General features: G+C 43.1%; 15 protein-coding genes. All 15 read right to left on the reverse strand.

Going from position 1 to position 26,781, the window contains the following annotated elements; translation table 11 throughout:
- Nucleotides 1-21: 21 nt before the first annotated feature.
- The 15 genes from BW980_RS06370 to BW980_RS06445 all read right to left on the reverse strand — a co-directional run bounded on the left by BW980_RS06370 (nt 22) and on the right by BW980_RS06445 (nt 26,764).
- Nucleotides 22-1,260 carry a glycoside hydrolase family 117 protein gene (locus tag BW980_RS06370; RefSeq protein WP_083690426.1) on the reverse strand — a complete coding sequence of 413 codons (1,239 nt, stop codon included), beginning with the start codon at nt 1,258-1,260 and terminating at the stop codon, nt 22-24.
- 70 nt (nt 1,261-1,330) lie between these two features.
- Nucleotides 1,331-2,704, reverse strand: a complete 1,374-nt coding sequence (locus BW980_RS06375) for an alpha-L-fucosidase (protein ID WP_175609863.1) — start codon at nt 2,702-2,704, stop codon at nt 1,331-1,333.
- Between the two features lie 49 nt (nt 2,705-2,753).
- Nucleotides 2,754-4,241: a sulfatase family protein gene (locus tag BW980_RS06380; protein ID WP_083690386.1), complete on the reverse strand. Its 1,488-nt coding sequence runs from the start codon at nt 4,239-4,241 to the stop codon at nt 2,754-2,756.
- Nucleotides 4,242-4,278: 37 nt separating this feature from the next.
- Nucleotides 4,279-5,790: an alpha/beta hydrolase family protein gene (locus BW980_RS06385; RefSeq protein WP_076454102.1), complete on the reverse strand. Its 1,512-nt coding sequence runs from the start codon at nt 5,788-5,790 to the stop codon at nt 4,279-4,281.
- 21 nt (nt 5,791-5,811) lie between these two features.
- Nucleotides 5,812-7,353, reverse strand: coding sequence for a sulfatase family protein (locus BW980_RS06390; RefSeq protein ID WP_083690387.1), 1,542 nt, complete (start codon nt 7,351-7,353; stop codon nt 5,812-5,814).
- A gap of 49 nt (nt 7,354-7,402) precedes the next feature.
- The gene (locus BW980_RS06395; RefSeq protein ID WP_076454104.1) at nt 7,403-9,013 is read right to left on the reverse strand and encodes an arylsulfatase; all 1,611 of its coding nucleotides are present in this window, start codon (nt 9,011-9,013) and stop codon (nt 7,403-7,405) included.
- Entirely contained in the window at nt 9,014-10,576 is a 1,563-nt protein-coding gene (locus tag BW980_RS06400) for a sialate O-acetylesterase (protein WP_076454105.1), read from the reverse strand.
- Nucleotides 10,577-10,635: 59 nt separating this feature from the next.
- On the reverse strand, nt 10,636-12,630 hold the full coding sequence (locus tag BW980_RS06405) for a sulfatase family protein (RefSeq protein WP_083690388.1): 1,995 nt from the start codon (nt 12,628-12,630) through the stop codon (nt 10,636-10,638).
- A 221-nt stretch (nt 12,631-12,851) separates the two neighbouring features.
- Nucleotides 12,852-14,525 (reverse strand): T9SS type A sorting domain-containing protein, encoded by a 1,674-nt coding sequence (locus tag BW980_RS06415; RefSeq protein ID WP_076454106.1) that lies wholly within the window; start codon nt 14,523-14,525, stop codon nt 12,852-12,854.
- A 180-nt stretch (nt 14,526-14,705) separates the two neighbouring features.
- Entirely contained in the window at nt 14,706-17,186 is a 2,481-nt protein-coding gene (locus BW980_RS06420; protein ID WP_076454107.1) for a hypothetical protein, read from the reverse strand.
- Between the two features lie 47 nt (nt 17,187-17,233).
- On the reverse strand, nt 17,234-18,766 hold the full coding sequence (locus BW980_RS06425; RefSeq protein WP_076454108.1) for an alpha-L-fucosidase: 1,533 nt from the start codon (nt 18,764-18,766) through the stop codon (nt 17,234-17,236).
- A complete protein-coding gene (locus tag BW980_RS06430) occupies nt 18,763-20,421 on the reverse strand; it encodes an apiosidase-like domain-containing protein (RefSeq protein ID WP_076454732.1) in 1,659 nt (552 codons plus the stop codon). The genes BW980_RS06425 and BW980_RS06430 overlap by 4 nt, the downstream gene beginning before the upstream one ends.
- Nucleotides 20,422-20,441: 20 nt before the next feature.
- A complete protein-coding gene (locus BW980_RS06435) occupies nt 20,442-23,096 on the reverse strand; it encodes a WD40/YVTN/BNR-like repeat-containing protein (protein WP_076454109.1) in 2,655 nt (884 codons plus the stop codon).
- 37 nt (nt 23,097-23,133) lie between these two features.
- Nucleotides 23,134-24,117, reverse strand: coding sequence for a family 43 glycosylhydrolase (locus tag BW980_RS06440; protein WP_076454110.1), 984 nt, complete (start codon nt 24,115-24,117; stop codon nt 23,134-23,136).
- A 22-nt stretch (nt 24,118-24,139) separates the two neighbouring features.
- Complete coding sequence (locus tag BW980_RS06445) at nt 24,140-26,764, reverse strand: WD40/YVTN/BNR-like repeat-containing protein (protein WP_076454111.1); 2,625 nt, start codon at nt 26,762-26,764, stop codon at nt 24,140-24,142.
- Nucleotides 26,765-26,781 lie beyond the last annotated feature (17 nt).

Genomic DNA, 26,781 nt, shown 5'->3' on the forward strand with positions numbered 1-26,781 from the left:
TTAATTCGTATAAAGGTTAGATTATTTAGGTTGTTTTTCGATACGTTCGCGCTGTTTTTTTGAAAGCCCCATTTGGTAGTAGAATTCGGGCTTGAAATAAGTGCCCAAGCGCTTCATTTGCGGGTCGTCTACATCTAGGCTCAGATCACAATCAAAGCGGGCCAGTACGGCATGGTTTTGCTCCCAGGTCGTGGCATTGGTAAAATGCGAGATGCCCCAGGAAATTCCCCGTCCGTATTTGGTATTGGTAAAGGCGTCGGCCACATATGGCCCGGCGGCGTTGGGCATAAACTCGACTATGGAGGCGATGTTAAAGTTCACCCCGTCTTCAGCGTATTGCACGGTGTTGTGTTCGGTACCATCACGTATGACCAAGGCGGCCATACCTTCTTTAAAGGGAAACAAAGTAGTCTCATGGCCCGAGTTGATTACCGGGTTCAAGGGACTCTTTTTAAAAGGCCCCAAGGGGTTATCGGCTATGGCCAAACCTTGCATACGCACCAAATTGGGGTCGCCGTCAAAATCGGACTTGTAGTACAGGTAGATTTTGTCTTTATAGACAATGGGGTAAGGGTCGTGGATGGAATATTGGTCCCATTCCCCTTTTTTTCCATTGGGAATGACCACCTCGGTATGGGGTGTCCAGGGACCATCAGGGGAATCGGCATAGGATACGGCAACGGGACAATCATCACCCCTTGTTCCACTGGCTTCCATAAAACCTTGATAGTACAGGTAGAATTTTCCTTTCCATTTTAAAATGTCGGTGGTGGTGACCGAGCGCCAGCCTACGTTCGGTTTGGGAGGTCTGGGTACGGCCACGCCCTGTTCTTCCCAAGTAAAACCATCCTTACTGGTAGCATACCAAATTTCTGCCAGGTCCCAGTCTGCCGAGGGAATGGTATCATTGCTGTTTTTTGCCCCTTGCGGTGGGGTCGGGGTGTTGCGGTAGGTGTACCATACGTAATATTTGCCGTTTTCGTAGATGACTTTTGAAGGGTCTCTTCGCGAAATGGTACCATCATGGCCGTTGTAATCAAAGCCCTTTAGCTCGGTATACTTGAATTGCGTATACAGTTCGTTGTGTTCGGGTCTCGGGGCCATGTAACTGTCGTAGTTGCGTTGCATGGCCGCACTCAATGGTCGATTGGGTTTTTCTTTGGGAAGGATGAAGGGAAAGCCTTCGGTCGCTTTGTTTTTTTCTTGGGCAAAACCACCAAGGGTGAGTAAAATCATAAGAAAGCAAAGTGTATTTTTCATGTTCATTAAAGTTTTTTGTGATTTTTTTAATTTATAATGCGGGAGTAGCGAACGATTTTCATTGATATTTTTATTGAAGTGTTATTTTGAAAACATTGGCCGATTCGTCAAGCGTCACGCCCTTCAATTTTAAATGAAGTCCGTTTTCATTATGGTCAAATTGAATCGTTTTACCGGTGCCTAAATGCACGATTTTTAGAATATCGCCTTTGCGGAGTTTAAAAGTGGAATTTAGGGATTTTATGAGGAGGTCATCATCGGGCTTGCCCAAAGCGGTAGCGTAGAGGTTGTTGTCTTTTACGGTAAACCGGATGTCTTCTTTGGAGTATTGGATCTGTGCAAAATGGTTGTTATGGTGATAGGTGTAATTGCCCTCGTCGATATCGGTAGGTCCTTCACCGTAGATAAACCAAGGGGCGGTGTTATAGACCGCTTCTCCGTTTTTGTTCAACCAATCGCCCATTTGGCTTAGGTTATCGACGACTTCCTTGGGAAAGGTACCATCTGCTTTGGGAGGGATATTTAACAAAAAGATTCCATTTTTACTGATAACATCCATTAACATATCTATCAATTCATTGGAAGAACGTAAAGGAATTCCTTCCCTATAAAACCAACCATGGGTGGGGAAATCGGGAGGTACGTTCATATCCATATCGGTCATCCAAACATCATAGGCCGTTTCGGTCAGAATACCGTTTTCTAGATCGCGCATACCGACGGAAGGTGGAATGTCATTGGACTTATATACAAATTCTACTTGTTTGTGGCGCTCTATAGCCTTGTTGTAAAAGTAGGATATAAACTCCCTTTGGTATTTGTCTTCAAATACAGGCGATGCTAGGCTTCCTTCACCGATAAACTTGCTTTTACGCGTCACTTTTTTGTTGTGTGCGCCTTTGGTACCGCCAAAACTGGCATCGACCCAAAAAATATCCGGATCATATTTGTCTACTCCTTCCTTGGCAAAATCGACCCATTCAGCACCTGAAATGGAATGATAGGAAACCAAGGTTTTCATATTTCGTTTCCTGATGGCCTTAAAAACTTCGCCTACGATATCTATTTTAGGTCCAACTTTAGCCGTATTGTAATCCGATATGTCGCTGTCCCAGTGTTTTAAATCACTACCGTGCCAGCCGATTACCCCACCGAATTTGGCTCCTGCGGTTTCGAATAGTTTGGCCCACTCGTCAGCATTGAAATTTTCGCCTTTAAATTGTTTGAGCAGTTCTTCGTTCGACCAGTTTTCTTTTCCCTTTTCATAACTGATGGTCTGAATACCCCAGTGGCAATAGATTCCGAACTTGGCATTGACCAACCATTCAGGTGTGTGATGGTTTTGCAATGAATTCCAGGCGGGTTTGTATTTCTTTTCTTGGGCGGATAAAAGGGTAGGGAGCCATAATAAAATGGCTATCGGTTTAAGAATGCTTTTTTTCATGATCATTGTTTCTCTTAGGTATATGGTTTTGGTATGTATTTACATGTTTTTAAAAAAGCGTACTTGTATCGTTGTTTCTCAGTTCGAGGTATTTCTTGTGCATTCGGGCCACACGTTTGGCCTGTTCGGGGCGGTCTATAAGGTTTGTTTCCTTTTTCTCCTGTATGTTATCCTTTAGGTTGTATAACTCTATGGGCTTTAAGTCCTTGAAGTTTTTTTTGTTTTTACCACGTAGGATCAATTTGTAGTGGCCATCACGTATGGCGTAAAAGGGGCCGTTAGCGGCTTGCGACATGTGCATGAGGTATTTATGGACGGGCTGATCGGAATTTTGTGTAAAAATCGGCAAGAGGTTGGCGGAGTCTAATACCTTACCGTCCAAGGGTAGGTTGACAATTTCTGCAAGTGTAGCGACCATGTCGTGGCCCACAACGGCAATATCGGACACTGAGTTTTTAGCGATTTTTCCGGGCCATACGGCTATAAAGGGAACGCGATGCCCACCTTCGTAGATCGAAGCTTTTTTACCCGTTAGGCCATTGCTCGAATCGTGACCTGCTTGGGTCAAGGCCTTGTCGTGATTGAGACCGCCGTTATCGGAAGTAAATACAAAAAGTGTGTTTTTGTATTTACCTGATTTTTTTAGGGCCTTTATCATCATGCCGACCTGTGCATCGAGTTCGGCGATCATATCACCGTGTTTGCCCAAAGTGCTCCCTTTGATTTTTACACCGTTTAAGGTTTCGGCAGGGGTGTGCGGAACGTGTACCGCCTGACTGCAGTAGTAGATGAAGAAGGGTTTTTGTTTTTGGCTCTTAATATAGCCTACGACCTTGTTGGCCAATATGGGGCCGGCTAAGGAAGGGTTCCAGTGGGAATCACCGATACCGTCGCGATTCCGTATTCTATTATCTTCTTCGTATTCGGTCTGTTCAAAAGGAATGTGTACCAATTGGGAATCGGCTTGTAGTTTCATCCATTCCCCATTTTCATAATAGATATAGGGTTTGTTCTGTATGCCTTGGGGCAATTCTATAGAGTAATCGAAACCGAAGCGCTGGGCGCCTCCCTCGGTCTTTGAATAATCATCGGGGGCGCCGTTCCAAACGCCGCCCAATCCCCATTTTCCGAAGAATGCGGTGTTATAGCCCGCCTTTTTAGCGATACGGGATAGGGTCGTGGCATTATCGCCAATACCGTCGTTGGTCAACGGGGACCATACGCCCCAAGGGCTATTTGTGTTTCTGTACGGGTAATTGCCGGTCATCATTGAATATCGGGTAGGGGCACATAGGGAAGCGGGGGAGTGGGCATCGGAAAACCGCATGCCTTGCCGAATGAGCTTGTCGATATTGGGGGTTGGAACCACGGGGTCTTTGCCCGTTCTTTCTTTGTGGTAAAAACCAATATCGCCAAGACCGATATCATCGGCCATTACGATTACAATATTAGGGTGGTCTTGAGCGTTCAGGAAACCGTTAATTCCCGTAAGGAAAACGAGAAAGCATATGCTTCGTATTAATGTAAATCGATTCATAGTGTTTTATATTTTGAAACAGTGTTTTGGTTTGGTCTTATTTATTTTGACCTAAGTAATCTTGAACGGTAGGTGTCCAAATACGGTTATAAGCCTTTACTTCTCTTTGATTATAGAAGCGGGCCTCACTATCGGAAACTAGGGAATGGGCCAATTTTCTTAGGCTTTCTGGGTCGGTTCTAGGCCAATGGCCAGTTTCTATGCGTTGTACCATAGTTTCAATAGCCGCTAGCCATTCGGACAAACTAAAACTGCAATGTCCCCACCTATTTACATAAACCAAGCGGAAAAAATCAGAGTAACCATTAGCCCTTACTAATTCCTTATAACCTTGGGCCATAGTTGGGTATACTAGTGCATCTCCGCTGGTATTTATTCTCAAAAGGGGCACTTTAGGCTTTCCTAAATGTGTACGACCAGGCGAGCTCCACCATTTTACAGCTTTAGGGTCGGCTTTTATTCGGTCGAATGAATTGATTTTTTTTAAATCTTTCTTTAGGTCTATTTTTGCTTCGTCGTATAATTTATGGACAGCAACTTTGTATAAGGTGTCCCCATTTGCAAATGATTCTTGATAATCTACTCCGGTATTCCATCGTAGTTGACCGGGAGCCGCTTGCTCTAACATGCTGGTACCAAAAGTTTGTTTGGAAGGAAGTAGTTTTAAGAGACTTTGATACATGCTTTCTTGTAAGTCCCTTACATTGTTGGGATCCGGTTCCGGAATAGGTGCTTTTCCCGGACCACCCCAGGCAGGCCACTGTCCAATAGTTATTGCAAGTGCAATGCGCGCCCGTCCTTTGGGTGTTTTTTGGGCCTCTTTAATGGCTTTCTGCCATTGCTTGCCAATATTGGATATTTCAGGTTCTGTGAGCGGAAGGTTCACAATGGGAAGGTCAGGAGCAATAAGGGCTTTCAATACGAATAACCCATCTAAGTGTGTATTGGCCATCCACGGACTGGTAGATGCACACCCCGCAATAGCTCCATCTATGCGGTCTGGATGCATTTCGGCCATGGCCAATGTAACAGTCCCCCCTCCGGAACATCCTAACTGTATGGTCTTCTTTGGTTTACCAAAAACGGATTCAAAAATATCCAAAACGGATATGAGATCATGAATCTCATGGGCGGGGTCATAATTCTTTAATCTTTCGGGTCTTCGTGCGGTTCCTGATAAAGCATATCCTTTTTTTAGCAACAAGAGATTTCTTTGTGAATCTGCCGATCTTCTATAATCCAAATCGTTAAGAAGTATGCCGTTCCAGTTATTGGGAACACGGATTAAAAATTCTGTTCCTCTGATAGGAATACTATCCTTAATCTCTGTATAATCGCCACTAGAAGCATTTTGTAATGGAATATTGGATAGGTCTGGCATATGCCAATTTTGAGCCGGTTGAATCTGAGCATTCATGGTCTGTGACATGGTGATTAATTGTAGAATAACAATGGCCCAAGTGATGATAAGCTTGATATTGGGTAAGGTTTTTATTTGTACAACGTACAAAAGTTTCCTCTCATGTTTTAAGTTATATTGGTTTCTCATAATTCTATTTTTTAAGTTGTTTTATTGTCTCTCTTCAATAGGTTTTAAATGCTCTGTTTCATATCCATTAAAGTAATAAGGGTAGTTGTCCCAAGGTGATTTTCCATGTATTCTAGGGTCGTTTGTCTTTTTTAAATAGGTGAATAAATCCGCTTTCAGCTCAATGCATAGATTTGTGTAAGCTTCGTCTTTGGCTAGGTTATGTAATTGATAGGGGTCTTCCCTTACATTGTAAAGCTCTATTTCAGGGCGTTTTTCAAGGGATAGCCCTGCGTAATATTTTACAGAGTCTTGGTCTTTGTTTGCAATTAAATATTCGCGGGATGGGCTGGCATCGATATCTCCGTAAAAACCTTGGTGGGGAGAGTCAAAATCAGGATTACCGGCGGGCCATCTATCGGGTTCAAAATTTACGATATATAACCAATCTCCTTTTCGTATAGTACGTATAGGGTAGGGCATACCACCAGGGCGGCAGTAAGTGTGGCGTTCCAAAGCTGTAAAGACACGGTCTCTTTTGGGGTCTACTTGCCCGCTTTTATTGGATAGTAAAACATCTAGAAAACTATTTCCCGTAATATCCGTGGGAATGGCAATACCTGCCGCTTCCAATATAGTGGGGGCAAAATCCGTGAAGCTTATAAAATCATCAATGCGGTTGCCTCCTTTAATTTTATTGCCCCAACATATGGCTAAAGGCATATGTGTGCCGTAATCATAACATGTACTTTTAGCTCGGGGGAAAGGCATTCCATTATCCGCTGTAACAATTATAATAGTGTTGTCCAATTCTCCTGCTTTTTCCAAAGCTTTGATCATACGCCCCAAGTGTGAATCAAACCATTCTATTTCGTTGTAATAATCGGCAATATCATTGCGTACTAAATCATTATTGGGTAAAAAACCGGGAACCTCTATTTTAGAAATATCCTTGCCCGCTCTGGCACCGCTTCCCGGATGATATGCACGATGGGCTTCGTGTGAACCATACCAAAAAAAGAACGGTTTATCATCATCTTTTTCAGAGAGAAAAGCCTTGAAGTTTTCGGCGTAGTCTTTATTCGACATGTTTTTCGGAGCATCCATTTTGATGTCGTTAAACTCAGGGGCTAATGGAAGTGTTTGGTAGGGTTCTTTTTTGTTGGCAGGCATATATCCTTTGCCTGAGTGTCCTGTGCTATACCCATTTTGCGATAATAGCGTCGAAAAAGTGGTATATTTTTTTGGTAATCCTCCAAACAATAATCCGCCTTCTTCTAGTTCCCAAATATTACGTCCCGTTAAAATAGCGGCACGTGATGGAGCACAAGAAGACACGTTGGTATAGGCATTGTTGAATACAACACCATTTTTGGCTACTCGGTCAATATTAGGGGTGTAAAGTTCCGCAGTTCCTTGATAAGACGTATGTTTAAACGATTGATCATCAGCAATACAAAAAAGAATGTTCGGTTTTTTATCTGTTTCTTGTTGAAAGCCAAAAACGGGATTCATCGAGGTAATGAAAAACAAAATTAAACTCGAAAGCGATGCAGTGGTTGTTTTTTTATGTGAAGAGATCATAGTATTTTTTTAAAATTGGTTCTTGCAATTCTACATTTAATGGATCATGCTACTTTCTCCTCGTTACTTTTACCCGTCTTGCCCATTCATTCCATCTATTTATCATGGTGTTGAGTCTATTGTGATATTTGCTAGCTAAATCATTCAATTCTGTAGGGTCATTTTTTAAATTATAAAGTTCCCATTTTTTTGCATTTTTATCTTTTGACCATGCTATTTTCCAATTCCCTTTTCTATAAGCTTTATTGGTGCCATGTTCTACGAACCATTCATCTCTATTTAATCTCTTATTATACAACACGGGCATTAAGCTTAGACCTTCCATGGGTTTAATGTTATTTCCTTTATACCTTAAGGGGTACTCGGATCCGGTGACATCTAATATTGTTGGCATTATATCTATAATACTGGCAACATCTTTTTTTATCGGGTTTGTATTTCTCAAACCTTCCGGCCAATGCATAATAAAAGGGGTGGCAACACCACCTTGATGACCTGACTTCTTATACTTTCGATAGGGAGTGTTACTTAGGTTCGCCCAGCCAGGGCCGTAACTCATATATGATGTTGCAGGACCGGGCATACTGTTCTGATTATTTCCAGGGCTTACCTTTTTGCCCTCTAGTGTTACTGAAATTTCTCGCTCGGTCACCCAATTCTCAACACCATCTAAGGTCTCGGCACAACCACCATTGTCAGATAAAAAAAGAATTAGGGTATTGTTCAATATTTCTTCTTTTTCAAGCTTATTTATAATTCTTCCAATGCCTTGGTCCATATTATCAATTTGGGCGGCATAGGTTTTCATCCGCTGCAATTCCCATTCTTTGTTTTTAATGTTTTCCCAAGCGGAAGCACGTGGATCTCGAGGACTCAACTTTGTATTTTCGGGTACAATACCGTTCTTTTTCATTCGCTCCAATCGTTCTTTTCTTAGTACATCCCATCCTTGATCAAAAACGCCATCGTATTTTTTAATGTCTTTTGGTAAAGCATGTAAAGGCCAATGTGGTGCTGTGTAGGCCACATAAAAGAAGAAGGGTACATGCGGTTTTTCTTGAAGATGCCTATCTATGAAAGTAACGGTAGAATCAGAAATAGCATCCGTGTAATAAAAACCGTCCTCTGGTTTGAGTTTTATAGGGTCGTTATTATAACTAAGGGTGTATGGGTCAAAATAACTGCCCACTCCCTTAATGGTACCAAAAAAGGTGTCAAACCCCCTCTGTTTTGGCCAGTTATGAGTATCATCGTTAGTGTTGTTGTCTGCCACATGCCACTTTCCCGTCATATAGGTTGCGTAGCCTTTGGATTGCAATACTTCGCCAATGGTTACGGCATGTTCACTTAAATCTCCATGTCCGTGACCTACCATTCCACCAACTCCGGCCTGATGTGGATAAAGCCCGGTAAGTAGCGCCGCCCTTGTAGGACAGCATCGGGCATTGTTATAAAATTGGGTAAAGCGCACCCCGTTTTGGGCCAATCGGTCTAAATGAGGTGTCTTAATTTCTCCTCCGTAGCAACCAATATCGGAAAATCCCATATCGTCTGCCATAATTAGTATGACGTTTGGTTTGTTCTTTTTAGTTTGCTGGGCAGATAAACGTAAGCTGATACTACATATGAAAGCAGCGACTAAGAGTAGAATTTTTTTCATTTATTTCTTGAATTGATCGTAGTTATATCGTTTTGGTGCCAAATAATTGTCTTCCGAAGAAACGGGCCATGTATCTGTACGGAAACAAGCTACCGGTAAATCATTCTTGTCATAGAGATTGGCAACGGGCATATCTGCCCACGCATAACGAACCGCTACAGGTTTTTCAATTTTATCCGAATACACTTCAACTTTATCTTTTCCTATTATTGTTGCTTCCGCCCAAACAAATTTTTGGTCCACTCCGGCAATTGAAAACCCTTTTACCGTGTTGGAATTGAAAGTATACAGACCTTTGTCAATATGACTAAATGAGATAACTATTTTGTTGTCCTTAATTTTCATCGTTCTGTAACGAGGGGTCTGTCCTTCTATATCGTAACCATATGCTTGGTCCAAAGCCAACCTTGCCAATCTGTTTCCTATTGTTTGTTTATTACGGTAGTGAATGTTGTTTCTTTCGCCTAAATCCATTGAAACCACTTCACCGGTATTAGGAAGTGAAAGCGTTTTGGATTGCCCTTCGCGCAATTGGGCCCAAGAACTTGTTGTTGGTTTTGTATCCTTCTCTTTCATACTGGCTATTTGGATCCAATAGAAAGGAAAATCCCCTTGTTTCCAACGCTTTCTCCATGAGTTGATGAGGATAGGAAATAGTTTGCTATACTGATGCCCTCGGCCTAAATTCCCCTCACCCTGACACCAAATAACACCTTTAATTCCATAACCGATCACTGGGTTAATAACGCCGTTAAAACCATTTCCAGGTCTATTTTGGGCTGTTCTGATGTCTCTGGGAGGCCGCATTTTTTGACCAGGTTTTCCTGCGGCTTCCCATGCTTTGTATTCCTTGGTGTAGTCGTTAAGCATTTGATCTGTAAAGACACTTACTCTCCAGTCCCAATCTTTTAAAAACTCTGGGTGTTCGTAGTTTTCTTCTATGGCTTCTCGAGGAATCCAAGTTTCTAATGATGAAGCGCCCCATGATGCATTGATCAAACCAATAGGTACATTTAATGCTTTGTGCAACTTGCGACCAAAAAAGTATCCTGCAGCTGAAAACTTGGGGATGGTTTTAGGGGAACAGGCCACCCATGTAGAATCTTTTATTTCCGATTGTTTCTCAGGTGAACCTACTAAAGGAATACTAAACAGTCTTATTTCTGGATAATCTGCCGATAGTACTTCTATTTCGGCATCGTTAGAGTTTTCTACGCTCCATTGCATATTAGATTGACCGGTACAGATCCAAACCTCACCAATTAAAATATCTTCAAAAGTAATTTTGTTTTTACCTTGGACGGTCAAGGAATACGGTCCTCCAGCCTTTAGGGCATCTAGTTTTACACGCCAATCTCCATTTTTATCGGCCACCGTTTGATATGAACTACCTGCAAAGGATATGGTAATTTTTTCTCCAACGGATGCAGTACCCCAAATAGGGTTGTTTTGGTTGCGCTGGAGCACCATATGGCTACCAAAAATATGAGCTACTTTAATTTGGCCCTGCATTAAACAGGTACTTGAAAGAAAAATATAGATTAAAATCAAATTTCTGTTCATGGCTTAATTTTGTGAGTTTTGTAAAAATCCTTGACCCTCCAATTTGTTAATCTTGGCGATTACGGCTTTGGGTTCTTTGATTTCTCCAGTTTAGCATCGTAAGCTTTCATTTTGATAATTAATTCCTTTGCTTTTTTCGGGTTTGTGGCTATAAGGTTGTTCTGTTCGGAAGCGTCTTGTTTTATATCGTATAATTTATCTACTAAATCATCACCTTTTAAATTTGCGGCATTCTTTATTCTATGGCCTTTGTATAAAAATTTATAATCACCATAGCGTATACCGTCAATTGTGCTAGTATTGGCGGAGTAGAAGTACATTTCTTTTCTAGGTGATTTGTTGGTCTTTCCACTGAAAAAATGTGACATGTCGTAACCATCAAACACTTTATTTTTAGGTAAGGAAATACCTGCGTAATTCGCTATGGTGGGGAATAGATCCAATGAGGAGACTATCTCGTCACTAGTTGAATTGGCCTCTATTTCTCCCGGAGCCCAGATAATGGCGGGCACACGTTGGCCACCTTCATAGGTAGTAAATTTTCTGCCTTTAAGAGGTCTCGCAGACCCATGTCTGTTTGGGCCGTTGTCTGAGGTGAAAATAACCACCGTATTCTTATCTAAACCGTTCTTTTTTAGGGTGTTTAGAATTTCGCCTACACTCCAGTCAATTTCTTGTAGCGCATCGTAATATGGGGTAGTCCCGCTACTTCCTTTAAATTTGTCACCAACAAAGACGGGCACATGGGGAAATGAATGTGCCAAGTATAGGAAAAATGGTTTTTCTTTATTTTTTTCAATAAATGATATGGCTTCTTTGGTATATCTTTCGGTAAGTGTTGTTTGATTGGTGGGGTATTCAATAATCTCATTGCCTCGCATTAGTGGAGGTTTGTTTTTAAGGTCTTCTTCAGGCACATTTGTTAGGTTTTTTTCTACCCTTCTGATATCTGAAAGCATCTGTTCTTGCGTGTAGTTATCGTTGAATAGTATATCTTTTGAAATATCAATACCTGGGGCAATAGACATATTGTTACTATAGGGTATTCCATAATAACTGTCAAACCCTTGATTTAGGGGCAAATATTCTTTATCATGCCCTAAGTGCCATTTTCCCACTAATGCTGTTTGATACTCCTTTTCTTTTAGTAACTCTGCAATGGTTACCTCATCAGGGGGTAGTCCTCCTTCATTGGGTTTTGGAAATAATACTCGGGGAACACCAACACGTTTAGGCATCCTACCCGTTAATAAAGCGGCTCTTGATGGAGAGCAGACGGATGAGGCCACATAGAAGCTAGTAAGTTTTAGACCTTCTTTGGCCATACGGTCAATATTTGGGGTCTGTAGGTTTCTAGAACCAAAACAGCTTAAATCTTCATACCCTTGATCATCGGTAAAGATGATAATAATGTTTTTTGACTGTGTTTCCATCTGTGTTGAGGAAAATGGGAAAGGAATGTGTGCCAATTTGGAATCGGCTTGTAGTTTCATGCATTCCCGATTTACACAATTGATATGGGGTTTGTTCTTTATGCCCTGGGGCAATTCTATGGAATAATCGAAGCCGAAGCGCTGGGTGACTTCTTCGGTCTTTGAGTAAGCATCGGGGGCACCGTTCCAAACGCCGCCGAACCCCCATTTTCTGAAGGATGTGGTATTATAGTCCGCCTTTTTAGTATTACGGGATAGGGGTGTGGCATTAATGACGATACCGTCGTTGATCAACGGAGACCATACGCCCCAAGGGCTATTTGTGTTTCTGTAGGAGTAATTACCGGGCGTTATTGAATCTCGGGTAGGGGCACATAGGGAAGCGGGGGAGTGGGCATCGGAAAACCACATGCCTTGCCGAATGAGCTTGTTGCTATTGAGGGGTGGATCCAAGGAGGCTTTGCCCCTTCTTTCTTTGCGGTATAGACCAATATCGCCAAGACCGATATCATCGGCCATTGCGATTACAATATCAGGGTGGTCTTCGGCTTTCAGGAAACCGCTAATTCCCGCAAGGAAAACTAGAAAACATAATTTTCGTATTAATGTAAATCGATTCATAGTGTTCTATATTTTGAAACAGTGCTTTGGTCCTTACTATTTTTTGTGTTTCCCCTTCTTAGTAGGTTTTAAATAGTCCTTTTTCAAAACCTTCAATAAAACGTGTAATAGCCCCAAGATTTTTTTTCTTGTATCTTGGGGCATTTGTTTTCCAACACCTTTATTCGCCTAGGCATCTTCTACAATGTCATTGTAATTCGATGTTGTCAACCAACTCTGGATTAGATTTTATTAGAGCGGTCTATGATCAATTTTTGCGATTTTTTATTTCCATGCTTTGTTTTGACTATCAACACGTATATACCTGGGGTAAACTCCCTTACGTCAATGGTTTTATTCGGTATTTTTTCAGATTTTATAACTTTTAGTACTTGTCCTGATACGGTCAGGATTACAACGGAGTAATCGGTAAGTTCCGTAGTAAGGGTTATGGTGTTTTTTGCCGGGTTTGGATAAAACAGTGTTTCTTCGTTAACAACCTCGTTTTTAGAAGCCTTGTTTTCTTCTTCGATAACGATTGGCTTTTGCAACCGAATAGGGGCTTTGTCAAAATTGACATCCAAAATATCAACATTGGTCTTTACAATGTTCTGGCCTGCTTTGATTAGCACATTTCCCGTTCCTTCATCATTTCCACCAAAGGATATTTTTTTAGTGTTTGCATTGCCACCAATAAAATTGTTCAACTTGATTGCACCTCCCTTTTTGACTCCGATTTTTATATTTTCTCCCTCATTGATCGTGATGTACTTTGCAATTTTTGTAGAAGAATTGAAGGTGTTTCCGGCAATGTAGATGTTTCTAGGGCCATATGCATGTACATCTCGTTTACAATCTTTGTTAATGTGCCCTGTTTTCGCACATTTGGTATTCGCCCTCCTTTCATTACTTCCGTATACATTATATGTCCATGTTTTGTACGTATCGGAGGGCCGTGACTGGGTTACCCTTTTATGTCCCTCGGTACCGTTTATATGGATGTAGGTATATGGTCGGGATACCGTATTGGACATGGAGAAGGTATTGTTGTAAATTTCGATGTTCTTGGTAAACTGTTCCATATGAATAGGTTGGCAGCCTCCTCCTGCATCATCCGTCATACCCGCGAATGTATTCCTTCGTATAATCACATCTTTTGTTTGAACCATTGCGATATGAAATTGTTTGCTCTTTTCAAACGTACAATTTTCAATGATCGAGCCGTTTAAGCTTGTGCTTTCGGTATACCTTCTTCCCGTGCCATCACCACTGTCTTCCCTATCGTTTCCATTATCCGATGAAATGGCGGTCTCATAACCTTTCTTAAAGATACAGCCATCAATCAGTACTTTATCAACACTTAAAACGACTTCTCCTCCTCGTTTGTTCGTGTTCCGATTAAAAATTTGGACAGGCATAAATTCTATGTTCGAAAAAATACAGTTTTTTAAAACCAAGCCATCGGTAGCGTAAGCGGTAATCGCAGTAATGGCATTCCAGAGGGAATTGGTGAATTCTACATTTTTAAATTGATGTCCCTTGCTCTTATTAAAGCGAAATATAGTATTGCCCCAACTTTTTTGGTTTTTTCCTCCATCTAGGGTCAGGTCTGATATTTTATAATTATTGCCCTTAGCATCGATTAAGGCCCCTTTTTTAGAGGTGAGTTGAAGTATGGTTTTGTTTTTGCCGCTTCCCTTTAAGATTAATCCATCATTTTCCAAAGTCATGGTTTTGGAAAATTTATACACTCCTTCGGGAAAGATTATTTTTTTTGTTACACCATCATTTCCCCATGCAATAATCTGGTCTATATCGTTAACATCGGCGGTTTCGGTTTGGGCCCAGCCATGATATATATTTCCTAGGAATAATAGTACTGCCGTAGCCAATCTAATTTGTTTTAAATTATGCATAATCTAATTTGTTTTTGAGTTTTGTTAATTACTGTTAGCGATCAAGCACTGTTCCTTGATCATAAATTGTTGAGATTTTTACAGATTCATTTAATTTGGGTTTATAGGTTCATAGATTTGTTTACATGATTCTATCGTAAGTTTTGGGGACTATACTATTATTTGAAATGTTTGTAGAGTTTAACCTTTGTTCGCTGCAAGCTTAGAGAAAGCAATAATCAGTTTCCCTTCCTTTGTTTTTCCAAGGAGTTTTCCTGCAAAATTCATATCCGTAATTCCATTTCCAGAGCCGTCAAATTCCACGATGAGGTCCTTTCCTTTTTTTTTGGTTTTTATAACTTTTGAGCCCTTTCCAAAATCGACTTCCTCTGAAGCGCCGAATCGTAAAGAGGTAAGGTCGATATCGTTTTGGGCGTCAAAATCCGCTTCTGAATGTATCAGGACCCTTATTTTTTTTGTTGATGGGCCTATCTTCTGTTTGTTCAAGAGTTGAATGCGTTTGTGTACGGTAAGGGGAACAATGATGTTTTTTGAACTGTGTTTATCCCTGGCCAAATCATCTGCTTTTGGGACGTCTATTACGGCAAGGGAAAGATGGGGGGCCCTCCCGTATTCATCTTGTAATATATGCGGGCGCTCTAGTTTGTACCAATGGGTTCGCGTACCGTCTTCATAGGAAGTATTGTCAGGCGTATAGGCCGTACCGGGGTTGAATTTCCAATGGATGCCGTCGGGTGAGCGCAGGTAAATGGCGCGATAGTCCCAAAATGCATTGATGATCATATGGTACTGTACTTCATCTTTCCAAAGTACCGGGTCTTCGTAATTGGAGTTTCTATATTTTTCGGGAATAATGGGGTTGTATCGAATCTGGTCGGTCAGTACGGTATAGGGGCCGAGTGGGTCGTCTGTGACACTGCGCATCATTTCCCCGGCCTTGGTTACAAATAGAAAGCGGCCATCTTTTAACTGAACGCCTGACAAGTTGCGGTAATACCGGTATGAAAGTTTTTCGTCTTCATTGCTGCTTTTCCAATCGACGGTCATGGTTCCCAAACGCTTCCATGGGCCGTTCATGGTCTTGGAGGTGAACAGGGTCGCTTCCCAATCTATCAAGGAATACAGCATATATGTGCCGTCGTTCAATAGAATTATATCGGGATTATGGCCTAGTCCATTATGAAAACCATAGGCGGTATCTTCTTTTACTTTGTAGGGTCCGGTCGGTGTTTCGGAGATCACATGGGCCACCGTTGAGTTGGGCCATTCCCAATGGCCTTTGGTTGCGTTTGCGGGCCATCGGGTAACCAGCATATGGTATTTGTTGTCTTGGTCTTTTACCGGTCTGCCGCCCCAATAGCTCCACTCGGGATCTTCTATACCGTTATCAGGGTCACGGGGCAAAACGCCTTCTGCCCCCCAAAGATCGCTTCGTAGGTCTTTATGTATGGGTATAGGTAGAATAAGGTCGCTAAACGAAGTGCCGGATACCGCTTTTACTTTGGCCCTTAGCAGTTGTGAGGCTTTACTCTTATTTCCTGAATGATCGTGGGCGAAGACCACATACGAGTTATAGTCCTCTTTTTTCGGAGTAAAATCAACATATTGGGTACTCGTAAGATCATGGGCAATCTGGCGAAGCTGATTGCCTTCGGAATCTCCTCTGTAAACCGAATAATAGGCCACATCAACATCGATACTTTTGTTCCACTCCAGTTTAATTTCAGTGTCAAGGGCCTTAATTTTTAGGGCAGTTGGAGGTGCGGGTGCGTCACTGTCTATTTTTTTAAGGAGCACTTTGTTAGAACCCGCAGATTCTGAAGTGTCGAGGCGGGTTACGACATAGCTATATGACATACCGTTGATAAGGTCTGTATCGGTAAAACTAAGATCAGCGGTCGTGGTCAGTTTGTTGTACGCTTCGCTTTTTCCTCTGCTTCGGTAAACCGAAAACTTGCTGTCTGAATGCGCTTTTTTATCCGTCCAATCCAAACGGATGCCGTCGGCCACTATTTTTCCCGAAAGGCTAGGACCTTCTTTTTCGGGAGCTTTTACGCTAAGGTTGACATAATCTAGAAAAACTTTAACGTCTTCACTGGAATAAAATACGACCCGAACACGGGGAGGTCCCGCCATTACGTCTTTTTGGGTTATGGTATAGGTGCCTGAAAAATGTTCAACGGTTTTGTCCGACCCTATGAGTTTTACTTTCTCGGCTAAGATGCGCTCTTGTTCACCGAAGAATAGGAGTAAGGAAAGGGAACCCTTGCTGATGTATTCCAAATCGGCCCCAAGGCTCCAGTTCAATTCATCGCCCACCTTTAGGTCTTGATAACCAGGGGTGGTGTTCAAGGGCTTGGAATCGATATAGGCATAATCGAAAGAGCTAAAATAGCGACCGGCGAAAAGACCCATAGAATGTCCTTCTTTTTGAGGTTCCATAGAGGGGGTCCAGAATGGGGATTGCAATCCGAGGCGCCAAGAACCGGACTGTATCAAATTAAAATCACCATCGTTTACATTGGGGTAGGGGGCGTTGTCCCCAAGGAGAACAATTTGTGCCGATAAGCCCAAATGGCAAAAAAGAAGCAAAACAATTGACAGAAAAGTATATGCAGGGGTACTTTTTTCTTTTTTCCGATGGTGATTTAGATGTCTCATTTTCTGTGTTACTATATTAGTGTTCTATTACTTTTGAGCGAGAAAATTTAACGGCGCTCAATTTTTAGCACATAGGCAAAATTGCAGGGTTTTTGTTTCGGAAATTGAACGACAAGCCCTTCCACTTTCTGTTCCCATTTGATGCTTTCATTGCATCCCAACATTGAAATATTTTTGATGTCTCCGGGATAGAGTTTCCCCTTGCTGCCTAATGTTCTAATGGTAATTTGTTTCCCTGGCCATTCCATACAGATAGCGTACAAATTTTTTCCGTTTTGGGTAAACCGAATATCTTCTGAAGTGTATTTAGGAATCAATTCCCCCCGGTTTTTTCCTTGTCCGTGATGGCCGGGATTGGTTACTTCCGTAGGTCCTTCGCCATAAAATATCCAGGGCATGGTGTTGTAGATGGCTTCCCCGTTTATTTTCAACCAATCACCCATGGCATATAGTTCCTTTTTGGTTTCCTCTGGAAAACTACCATCTGCTTTTGGGGGCACGTTTAGAAGCATTCTGCCATTCTTACTGGTCATATCAATTAACATATCAATCAATGTTCCAGCCTCTTTAACCTTGTTTGCCGGATTATAAAACCAAGGACTAGGCCATTCAAAGTGGCGTTGCATATTAATATCCGCCATCCATGGGTCGTATTGCATTCCCAGCAGGTTCCCATCTTCGATATCGCGAATTCCTATTCCCGGTGGAATATCATGGGTCTTATAAAATACTTCTACTTCTTTGCCTAATTCTAGTCCCTTATTGAAATAATCACGGATCAATTTTTGCTGATAACTTTCCGGTACACTGATCAGTTCATTATCACCTTCCGGTAACAGGCGGCCACGGTCTGTGTACTTTTTTAATTCGCCTTTCACGGTTCCCCCAAAGCCGGTATCAAACCAAATCATGTCCGGTTCGTATTTGTTGATAGCTTCTGAAATACGGTCAAACCAAGCCTGGAAAATGACTTCTGCTGTTCGGCCTTTATTTGCAGTGGCGTATTTTGAATTGTCTTCGTAGGGGTCGAGATAAGTTGAGTTTTCCTTGGATAATCGGCCCCACATACGGCTCCAAAAATCACCCGTATGGAAAGAGGATATTATAGGCATATTACGTTTACGGAGTTCTTTTGCCAGGCTTCCGTATATGTCTACTTTAGGTCCTTTATTTAGGGAATTCCAATCGGTAATATCGCTATCCCAATTTACGACCCCGCTACCGTGCCATGCTACGGGCCCGCCGAACTGGGCGCCTGCATCCTGTATCAAATCGACCCATTTTTTAGCATCGAAATTTTCGCCTTTCCAAGCATCAACAGCTTCAAGGACGGTCATTTCGGGGTTTTTTGAAGCTACTTGTACCGTCTGTGGCCCCCAGTGGAAATAGATTCCGAATTTCATTCCATAAAGCCAATCGGGCGTAGTGTGCTTTTGCAAAGACGACCAATCCGCTTGATAGGGTGTAGCGGATTTTTCGTTTTTTTTAGGTGCGTTTTGGGAAAAGCCAATTACCGATGTTACGAAAAAAAGAAGGCAGGTGCATAATTTAAAAGGGAAAGAGGGGGCTAAAGGTTTCATTTGTTTTTCGGTTTTAAGTTGCGAATGATAAGAATGGCATCGGCCTCGTACCGCCAGGGGCGGTAATCCCAAAAACCAAGTTCCTTCATATTGTATTTTTCTTCGGGAGTCAATTCACCCGTAAGGGTATTGAACCATTGTTGGGTGGCGTTTTCGTAGTCGAACTCTTTTGAAATTTGAACCTTGGCCGAGGTGTAGTGATTTTCCTTTGGGGTATATATTAAAATGATGCCATCCTTTTCATTGGTCAAATTGTATCCGCTACCATTGTATCTGGCATTAGGTTCAAAATTCTCGAAAGGTGCGGAATCAAATAGTTTTCGCATGTGGGTGAAATATTCGAAATGGGGTTTTTTAAAATCATCAGGTTGTTCAAAAGGGTTGTGTATTAGTGCGTTCCATGAGGACCCTTGCCAATAATAGGTGGTGTATCCGCCTGCGAACAGACACATATAGTTTCTTCGTAAACATACTTCGGCATTTACGTAAGCTCCCGGAAAGACCACGTAGGGCGATTCTTCATATCCCCCGTGTTCGATATTGAAAATAGGTTTATTGGGGAAGTCGTTTCGGGCATTCAACATATTCTGGTACAGGGTGTGTTGCCAGTTTTGCATCGAAATAAAATCGACTTCATCGGCATGGTTTCTACAGAAGCCATAATCATGGACGGATACCAGCCTATCGTAAGAATCAAGGTTTCTAGTTCGTTCAATACGTTCTGAAATATAGGCGGCAGTGGCCCTTGTTTTGTGCAGGGCTTCCTTTGAAACGTCCCAGATGATATTCGGAAAAGCCTGGTAGCGTTTTATGATATAGTCATAATACCTATTGTCGGCCTCAGATTCCATTTCCGGCCACGATACCAGTTTGTTCCAGACGTAGATCATAAGGTGACTAACGATTTCTTGATCGTGCATTTCCGAGATGACTTTGTCAAAATGTTTAAAAAAGTCAATGTTTAGCGAACTGTAGTCCGGATTGGAATTAGACCCCAGAAAAGGAAAAATATCTTCACGCCCCCCATATTCGTGCTCGGGATGCTCGGCCAGACGTTCGTCTTTTGGCCAAGATACGTCGTATGAATACACGTTCATGACCACCTGATTGAAACGGTATTCGTTTAATAAGGACAAGAGGTGCTTGGTCTTGGCCATGTCTTCTTTCCCGTAATCGAGAGCAAAGAGCCAATCGCATTCAAAAGCCAGGTTAAAGTAATGTGAACCGTCTTCATAGAACAAATGCCGTGGGTTGTCTTTGTTCAGTACAATGCCCCCATGACGCTCGGTTTTTTGATTTTTGACCACGGTAATCTTTCCTTTTTTTCCGTTCAAAGCCTTTAGTTCGGAAGTTATTATATAGGATTTATCGCCCATGATGCCACTGGAGTATCGTAACACCCATGTGCCCTTGCCATTGTAAAATAGGGGAATCTGCTGTGTTTGTTTTCCATCTGTCACTTGGGCGGTGGCCACAAGCTCAAAAGGGGCCTTTGTTTTTTTGTTTACAGGGAAGACCACATCGATAACCTCCCACTGCTGGCATTGTATACCGGTACTTGGTTTTGGGTCGGTATAGGTTTTAGACTGCGATATGCCCGTGATAGGAAGCAGTAACACATAGCAGAAAGCAAAAAGGTTTCTAAATAGCTTCATTTCGATTCTTGTTTTTGTTGTTATTGGGCCCATCCGTCTGTGCTGCCGTTCAAGTAGCTTATGAACCAACCGCTGCCCCATCCGGCACACCAAAGCACATCTTTGTTATAGGGGTCGGGTTTAACATCAACCATCTTGTCAGGTTGGCCCAGACCTTTATTGATTTTTTTCCAGCTTTTACCGTCATCTGTGCTGAGGTAAATACCCGGATTCATGAATTTACCGGACATGCTTACCTGTTGTCCCGCAACACTGAGAACGATAAGTTTCGGATCAAGGGGAGAGGTTTCGGCCTGCCAGACAAAAGGAGCCTTAAATATTTGTTGCCAGGTTTTACCGTTGTCCGTGCTGCGCCAAACTCCGCCTTCTTCATAAGTGCCACTACGTTGTCCGGTAGAAATGAGTATATCTTTGGTATTGCGATCTATGAAAACATTGTTCACCGAATTTATAACGGATGGAATGGTCATCTTTACCCAATTGCTCCCTTTGTCCTTGGAAATATAGAGCCCCCCGTTTTTATCGTTCAGGGCGGCATAAAGGGTTTCCGGTTGATCAGGATGCATAATGATACGCCTAACACTTGCATTTTTATGAAAACCGGTATTGCTCAATTCCCAAGTATGGCCTCCGTCAAAGGATCGATAGAAACCATAGCCGCCTTTGGTGAGTTTTTCAGGTTTTCCTCCGCCTATTTCCGAAATTTTTCGCGAAGTCGAGCAGAAATACATGGTATCGGGGCTATTCGGGTCGATCAATAGGGAGTTCTGCGGGGCCAGACCTTGCCATGAGTTATTGTCGGCTTCAAAAATCGTAGCGATATTCGTCCAAGTTTTTCCGCCATCGGTAGTCTTGCGCAATTTACCGCGGTGTTCTTGGCGCCATGACAAAATGAAAATAGTATTTGGATCATTTGGATGCACGGCTACGGTAGATATGGAGTGGGCCCCATGATTACCGCTATGGTCATGCACCTGTCCTTCAATTTGCTCTACGGCTACGGCTTGCTTATCGGGCCACCCTTCTAAATCCGTAGTTTGCCATAATCCGTGCTCGCCGCTACAGAGCAATCTTCTGTTTTTAATACCTGTTTCTAAAAGCATAAACCTTCCCGGAAGATTACTGCCCCCTCGGCCGATCCATTTGTTACTGCCCGGTGAGGTCTCATAATCATCTATTTGCTGCCAGGTCATGCCCTTGTCCGTTGACCGTAGGGTTTGTTGGTCTATACCGATATAAAGGTTTCCATTAGGGGCTATTGACATCATTCGGTTGCCTGAGGAACCCGCAATCCCGTCCATATAGGTCTGTAGGTGGGCAAACTCGATATTGGTTCCGGTGGGGTTGTTCCTGCTTTTCCAATAGTCCAGATCCTTGTTTCCTTTCCAATACGCACCGTATCTGGCACAGGTAATCCAGGTTTTTCCGCCATCTAAGCTTCGCCATACGTCACCTGGGCCGAAGGTAAAGTCGTGTTTGCGATTGTAGCTTACATAGATTTCGTCTTTGTTCAAGGGGTTGACCACCAATCGATTGAAAACCGGAAGTGTTTTTGAGGGCAAGGTGGTGAACTTTTTCTTCGATTCCGACTTTGAGGTTCCGAACCAGTATCCCATGGTTTTATGGAAACGGTCTACTTCTGCATTGGAGTGGAGGGCGGTCATATCAAAATAGAGATTACCGGTAATATTTTTCCAGCTTTTACCGCCATCGGTACTTTTAAACACGCCTCCTTTTGCGCTTACCGTATTTCCTTTGTCTTCATAAACCGTTTGGTCTACCAAATACAGAACAAATTCATTGGTTCTTGGGTCGTAGTAGGAGGTCAGGTCACGGGGAAGGTTGTTGGGGAGTCCCTTACCACCTTTTTTCCAAGAAAGTCCGCCATCGGTACTGCGCATCAATCCGAAGTTGGTAGCCATAACGATGTGTCGATTGTTCTTCGGGTTTACAATAATTTTTCCCACATCGGTCTTTTCGTGAAGGCCCTTAGTTATTTTTTTCCATGTTCGGCCTTTGTCGGTAGACTTATAGATACAGCCATAGGCTGCGTATTTGAAGAAAATGCCGTTGGGGTTGGCGGCCGATCTGTGGTTGCTCTTTACGTTCCAAAAATCACCTGCGCCCGCATACCAGATATTGTCGTCGGTCGGGTCTACGGCCAGTTCGCTCAAGCGTGTGCCCTCTTGTTCGTAATACCAACCTTTTTCAAATGATTTGGGGTCGTTGGGATCTATGTTCACGTCTTTATGGCTTCCGCCCAATTCCGTAGTCTTTTTCCATGTTCGGCCCCGGTCAAGGGTTTCAAAGACCCAACCGTTCCAATCGATGGCCATACCGTAGTCGGGGTTTTGTAGTGAAAATTCAATGTCGAGGACCCGTTTCATATCGTGGCCCAATCCATCGTGATCTTTTAGCGAATGCCAAGATTTTCCATTGTCCCATGTTCCGTAACTCACATGCATATCGGGGCCCATGAACATCACATTGGCATCGGTGGGGTGGTTCCAGAATTCTTCGCAATAGCCCGACATTCCCGGACCGAAATTCTTCCATTCAACGGAAGGGTCCGATGCTACTTTCTCCGTTTTGATCTGTTGAAAAAAGTCTTTTGTCTGGGCTTGAAGTGCTGTAGTAAGACATGCCAATACTAGAAATAAAGTCGTTTTTTTCATAGTTCAATGCTCTAATTTGCAACTATTTATAGTTCTGTTATTTTTTGATCCATTTCAATTTATCGATACTCACCCCTCTGTAAGGCCATTCAACACTTGATATATACCATTGCCCATCTTCGTCCTGAAAAATCTCGGGGGCATGTGCCTTTAATACGGTGATTTCATTTTCTTGGTCAACCCCAAAATCGGTCAGGTCATTTGACTGGTAGACATAGGCTTTGTGGGTATAGGCGCCTTGAATATCCTTACCGTCCCATCCGCCTTCCCAAGCACAGACAAAGAGGTAAAAGGAATTGTCATGAAATAATAGACTGGGAGACTCAGGGTCGAATTGATTTGTCTTTAGGATGGTTTTGGGCTTACTCCAGTGTATCAAATCCTTAGAAGTCACCATACGGACACTTTTGATGGAACAGTAGGTCAGGTAATAGGTGCCATTGTATAAAAGTATATTTGGGTCACGGGCTCCATCTGGGTCTGAAAAGAGTTCTCCTTTTGGTTCCCAATCATAGAGATTATCGGAAACAGCCAAACGTATGGGGCTATGGCCGTATACCATTTGAAAGCGTCCGTCTTTCTTAACGATATATGGGGCGTGGTTTGCGGGTATTTCACCGGGGCGATCTTTAGGGGTGAGTATCTTGGGAAGGTCGTTATAATGGTTTTCATTTAGGGTTTCCTTGAAATTTGTAGCCCGTGACACGGCGTGAAAGGAAGCATATTCACCTTCATGTATACCCTTGTTGAGCGGTTTGGTTTCCACGAGGGGGTGGGTAATGCCGAATATGTGCCATAAGCCGTCATCGCCCTTTACAAAGGTGTGGTCGTTGGGCACCCATTCGTCGTACCATTTTCCCTCTTTCAGGTTCGGGGTATCGGGACCGAAAAAATAGTCTCCGTCCGCTTTGTACACGCGTACGTATTGATCGGCCTGTTCGGGAACCAAAAGCTCTGTTTGGGCGTTTAGGGTGTACGTTATACCGCATAGGGCCGAGAGTAAAAAGGAAAGGTTTTTCATGCTTCTTGGGTATTTTGCTTAGTTATTGATATATGGTCTTGTTCGGTTTGGGGTGCTGCGCTACGTACCATCCACTACCTCGTGTTGAAGCGTAAAACTTGCCCGGGGTATAGTTGTCTATGGCAATATCGTTGATGCGATCGCTCTGGCCGTTGCCCTTATTTATTTTTGACCATGACTTTCCTCCATCTTGTGAAAGGTAGGTGCCTGCATTTTTTGTGCCGATAGAGACATTGCCCAAGGTAGAGACCAAAATGGTGTTCGGGTTGTAGTAGGCCGTTTCAATTCGGTTGGTCCAAGGGTGGTCAAAAATCCGTTTCCAGTTACGAAGCCCGTCGTTACTGACCCAAAGCCCTCCGGCATTTGGTTTTCCTCTTTTGCTACCTGCGGTAATGTAAGCTTTTCCGTTTCTAGAGAAATGGATGTCGTTAATGCCTTGATCGCCCGATATTTTTTCGGTGGAGGAGACCTTACTCCAATACTTACCCTTGTCAATCGATTTAAAGAGTCCCCCTCCCTTGTTCTGTATGGCTACGTAAAGCGTGTTGGGGTCCTCGGGGTCGAAGGCGATTTTGCTGGCGTCGCGTGAATCGGGCAGGCCTCTATTGGCTTCTTGCCATGTTTTTCCACCGTCGTAAGTTGCGTGTACCCCAAAACCGGTTACCGAGTTCCCCACCCATTCGAGGTCCGTAGAACGCCTAGGTACCACAAAATACATGTTATTGGGATTGTTGGGGTCTATGATAAGATGGTTTTGATGAACGCTTTGATCCCCACTATGGGGTTGTGTTTCCCATTTGGGGATCGCTATGCCATGCTCTTTCCACGTTTTTCCATTGTCAATAGACTTTAGAAATTTACCTTTTGCCGCCTGTCTAAAGAACAAAGCGTAATGGATCATGGTATCTTTAGGGTGTATGGCATACCAGCTTAACGAGGTTTCATTGTCGAGAAAATTATGTGACTCCGCAGCTTGTGCCCCTGGGCGTACCTTAGCTCCTTCGTTGTTGGTAATCCATAGACTGTTTTCGCCGGCCATACAGAATACCTTGTGCTTTATTTCGGGATGTTGGTAAAAACCATGGCCTGGAAGGTTACTGTTTCCCGCACCGACATAACTTTCCGTACCGGGAGTGGTATACTCGTCATCGATATCTACCCAAGTTTCGCCTTTGTCGTAGCTCATAAGCGATATTTTGGCCATTTGGGTGTGAAGTACGGTTCCGTCTGCATTCCACCGTACAAAATTAGAACCTTTACGTTCGTAAAAATCCCGGTCTACCCAATCCTTCAAATAGCGGAGGGAAATATTGGTTTCCATAGGGTTGCCCCGGTCGGTCCAATAGGTGTAGTCTTTAGAACCTTTTTTCCATGCTTTTCCGTTTCGCAGGGCAACATGCCATGTCTTCCCCCCATCTTTGCTGCGCCATAGCTGCCCGGGTTTAAAATTGTTTCGCGAGGCATTGGAATATTCGTTGTTCAGGTAAATGTTGTTGGCATCGTTGGGGTCTACCGCAATGGTGTTGAAGCGAATGGTAATGGCCGAGGGCATCTCAGGATATTTCTTTTTGAATTCGCCGTCTTTCATACCAAAAACATAGGCGGCACAGTGTACATAGCTCTTTTTAATATCGGCACTGTTTTGAAATTGACGCATGTCTAGGGCTAGGTTGCCTTGCAGTTTTTGCCAAGTTTCCCCGCGGTCTACACTCTTGAAGATTCCCCCTTTGTCATCGGTCAATGTCTTCCCGTCGGGTTTCCACATAGGGTTGGAGATAACGTAGAGCGTAAGGGTGTTGGTACTAGGGTCGTAATGGTGTGCCATGGCCCGCATTACGTCATAATCGAAGCCCTTGGTCTTCTGTGTCCAGCTTTTTGCCCCATCGGTACTTTTGTAAAAACCGTAGTTGGTACTGGCGTAGACCATATTCGAATTTTTTGGGTCTACCAATAGGGTTTCGAATTGGGTGTTGGGATGAAACCCCTTGTTCATGAGCTTCCATGTTTTTCCCTTGTCGGTACTTTTCCATAGTTTGTTGAGGCTGGGCTTATGTTCTCTTGAACCGTGGGGTTGGCTGTTCGGAAAGAGCATTCTTCCCAAATGTCGCATTTCGCCACCTCCTGCATACCAAATGGCATCATTTTTCGGGTCTACCGCTACACAGGACACATATTTGCCCTCGAATACCGGATGGTTCAGGTTCTGCCATGATCGCCCGCGGTCATGGGTAACAAAGATGCCCTTGTTCTTATCATCGCTACAAAAACCGAAATCGGGATTTTGACGTGAAAAATCGATACTGAACAACTGCATGGGGCCTCGCTGGCCTTCCCTGTAACCCGTAGCATCTTCATCGAGCATGGTACTGTAGGTTTTTCCTTGGTCGAAAGAAACGTAGGAATTTCCCATATTCGGACTGATATAAAGGGAGTTGGGGTCGGTCGGGTGCCAAAAGGCACATTTGTTGTTACCGCTCATTCCCGGGCCGAATTGCTGCCACACCACCGAAGGGTCGGAGGCTAGGTCTTGGGTCTTTAGGCGTTTAAAAAAGTCCTTGTTTCCATCCGTATTTTGCCCGTAGGTCGATATACCGTATAGAACCGTGAATAACAATGCTATCTTGGGGGCTATCATCTTTTTATTCATGTCATTTGTATTTAAGT

The sequence above is a fragment of the Zobellia uliginosa genome (assembly GCF_900156625.1).
Taxonomy (GTDB): Bacteria; Bacteroidota; Bacteroidia; order Flavobacteriales; family Flavobacteriaceae; genus Zobellia; species Zobellia uliginosa.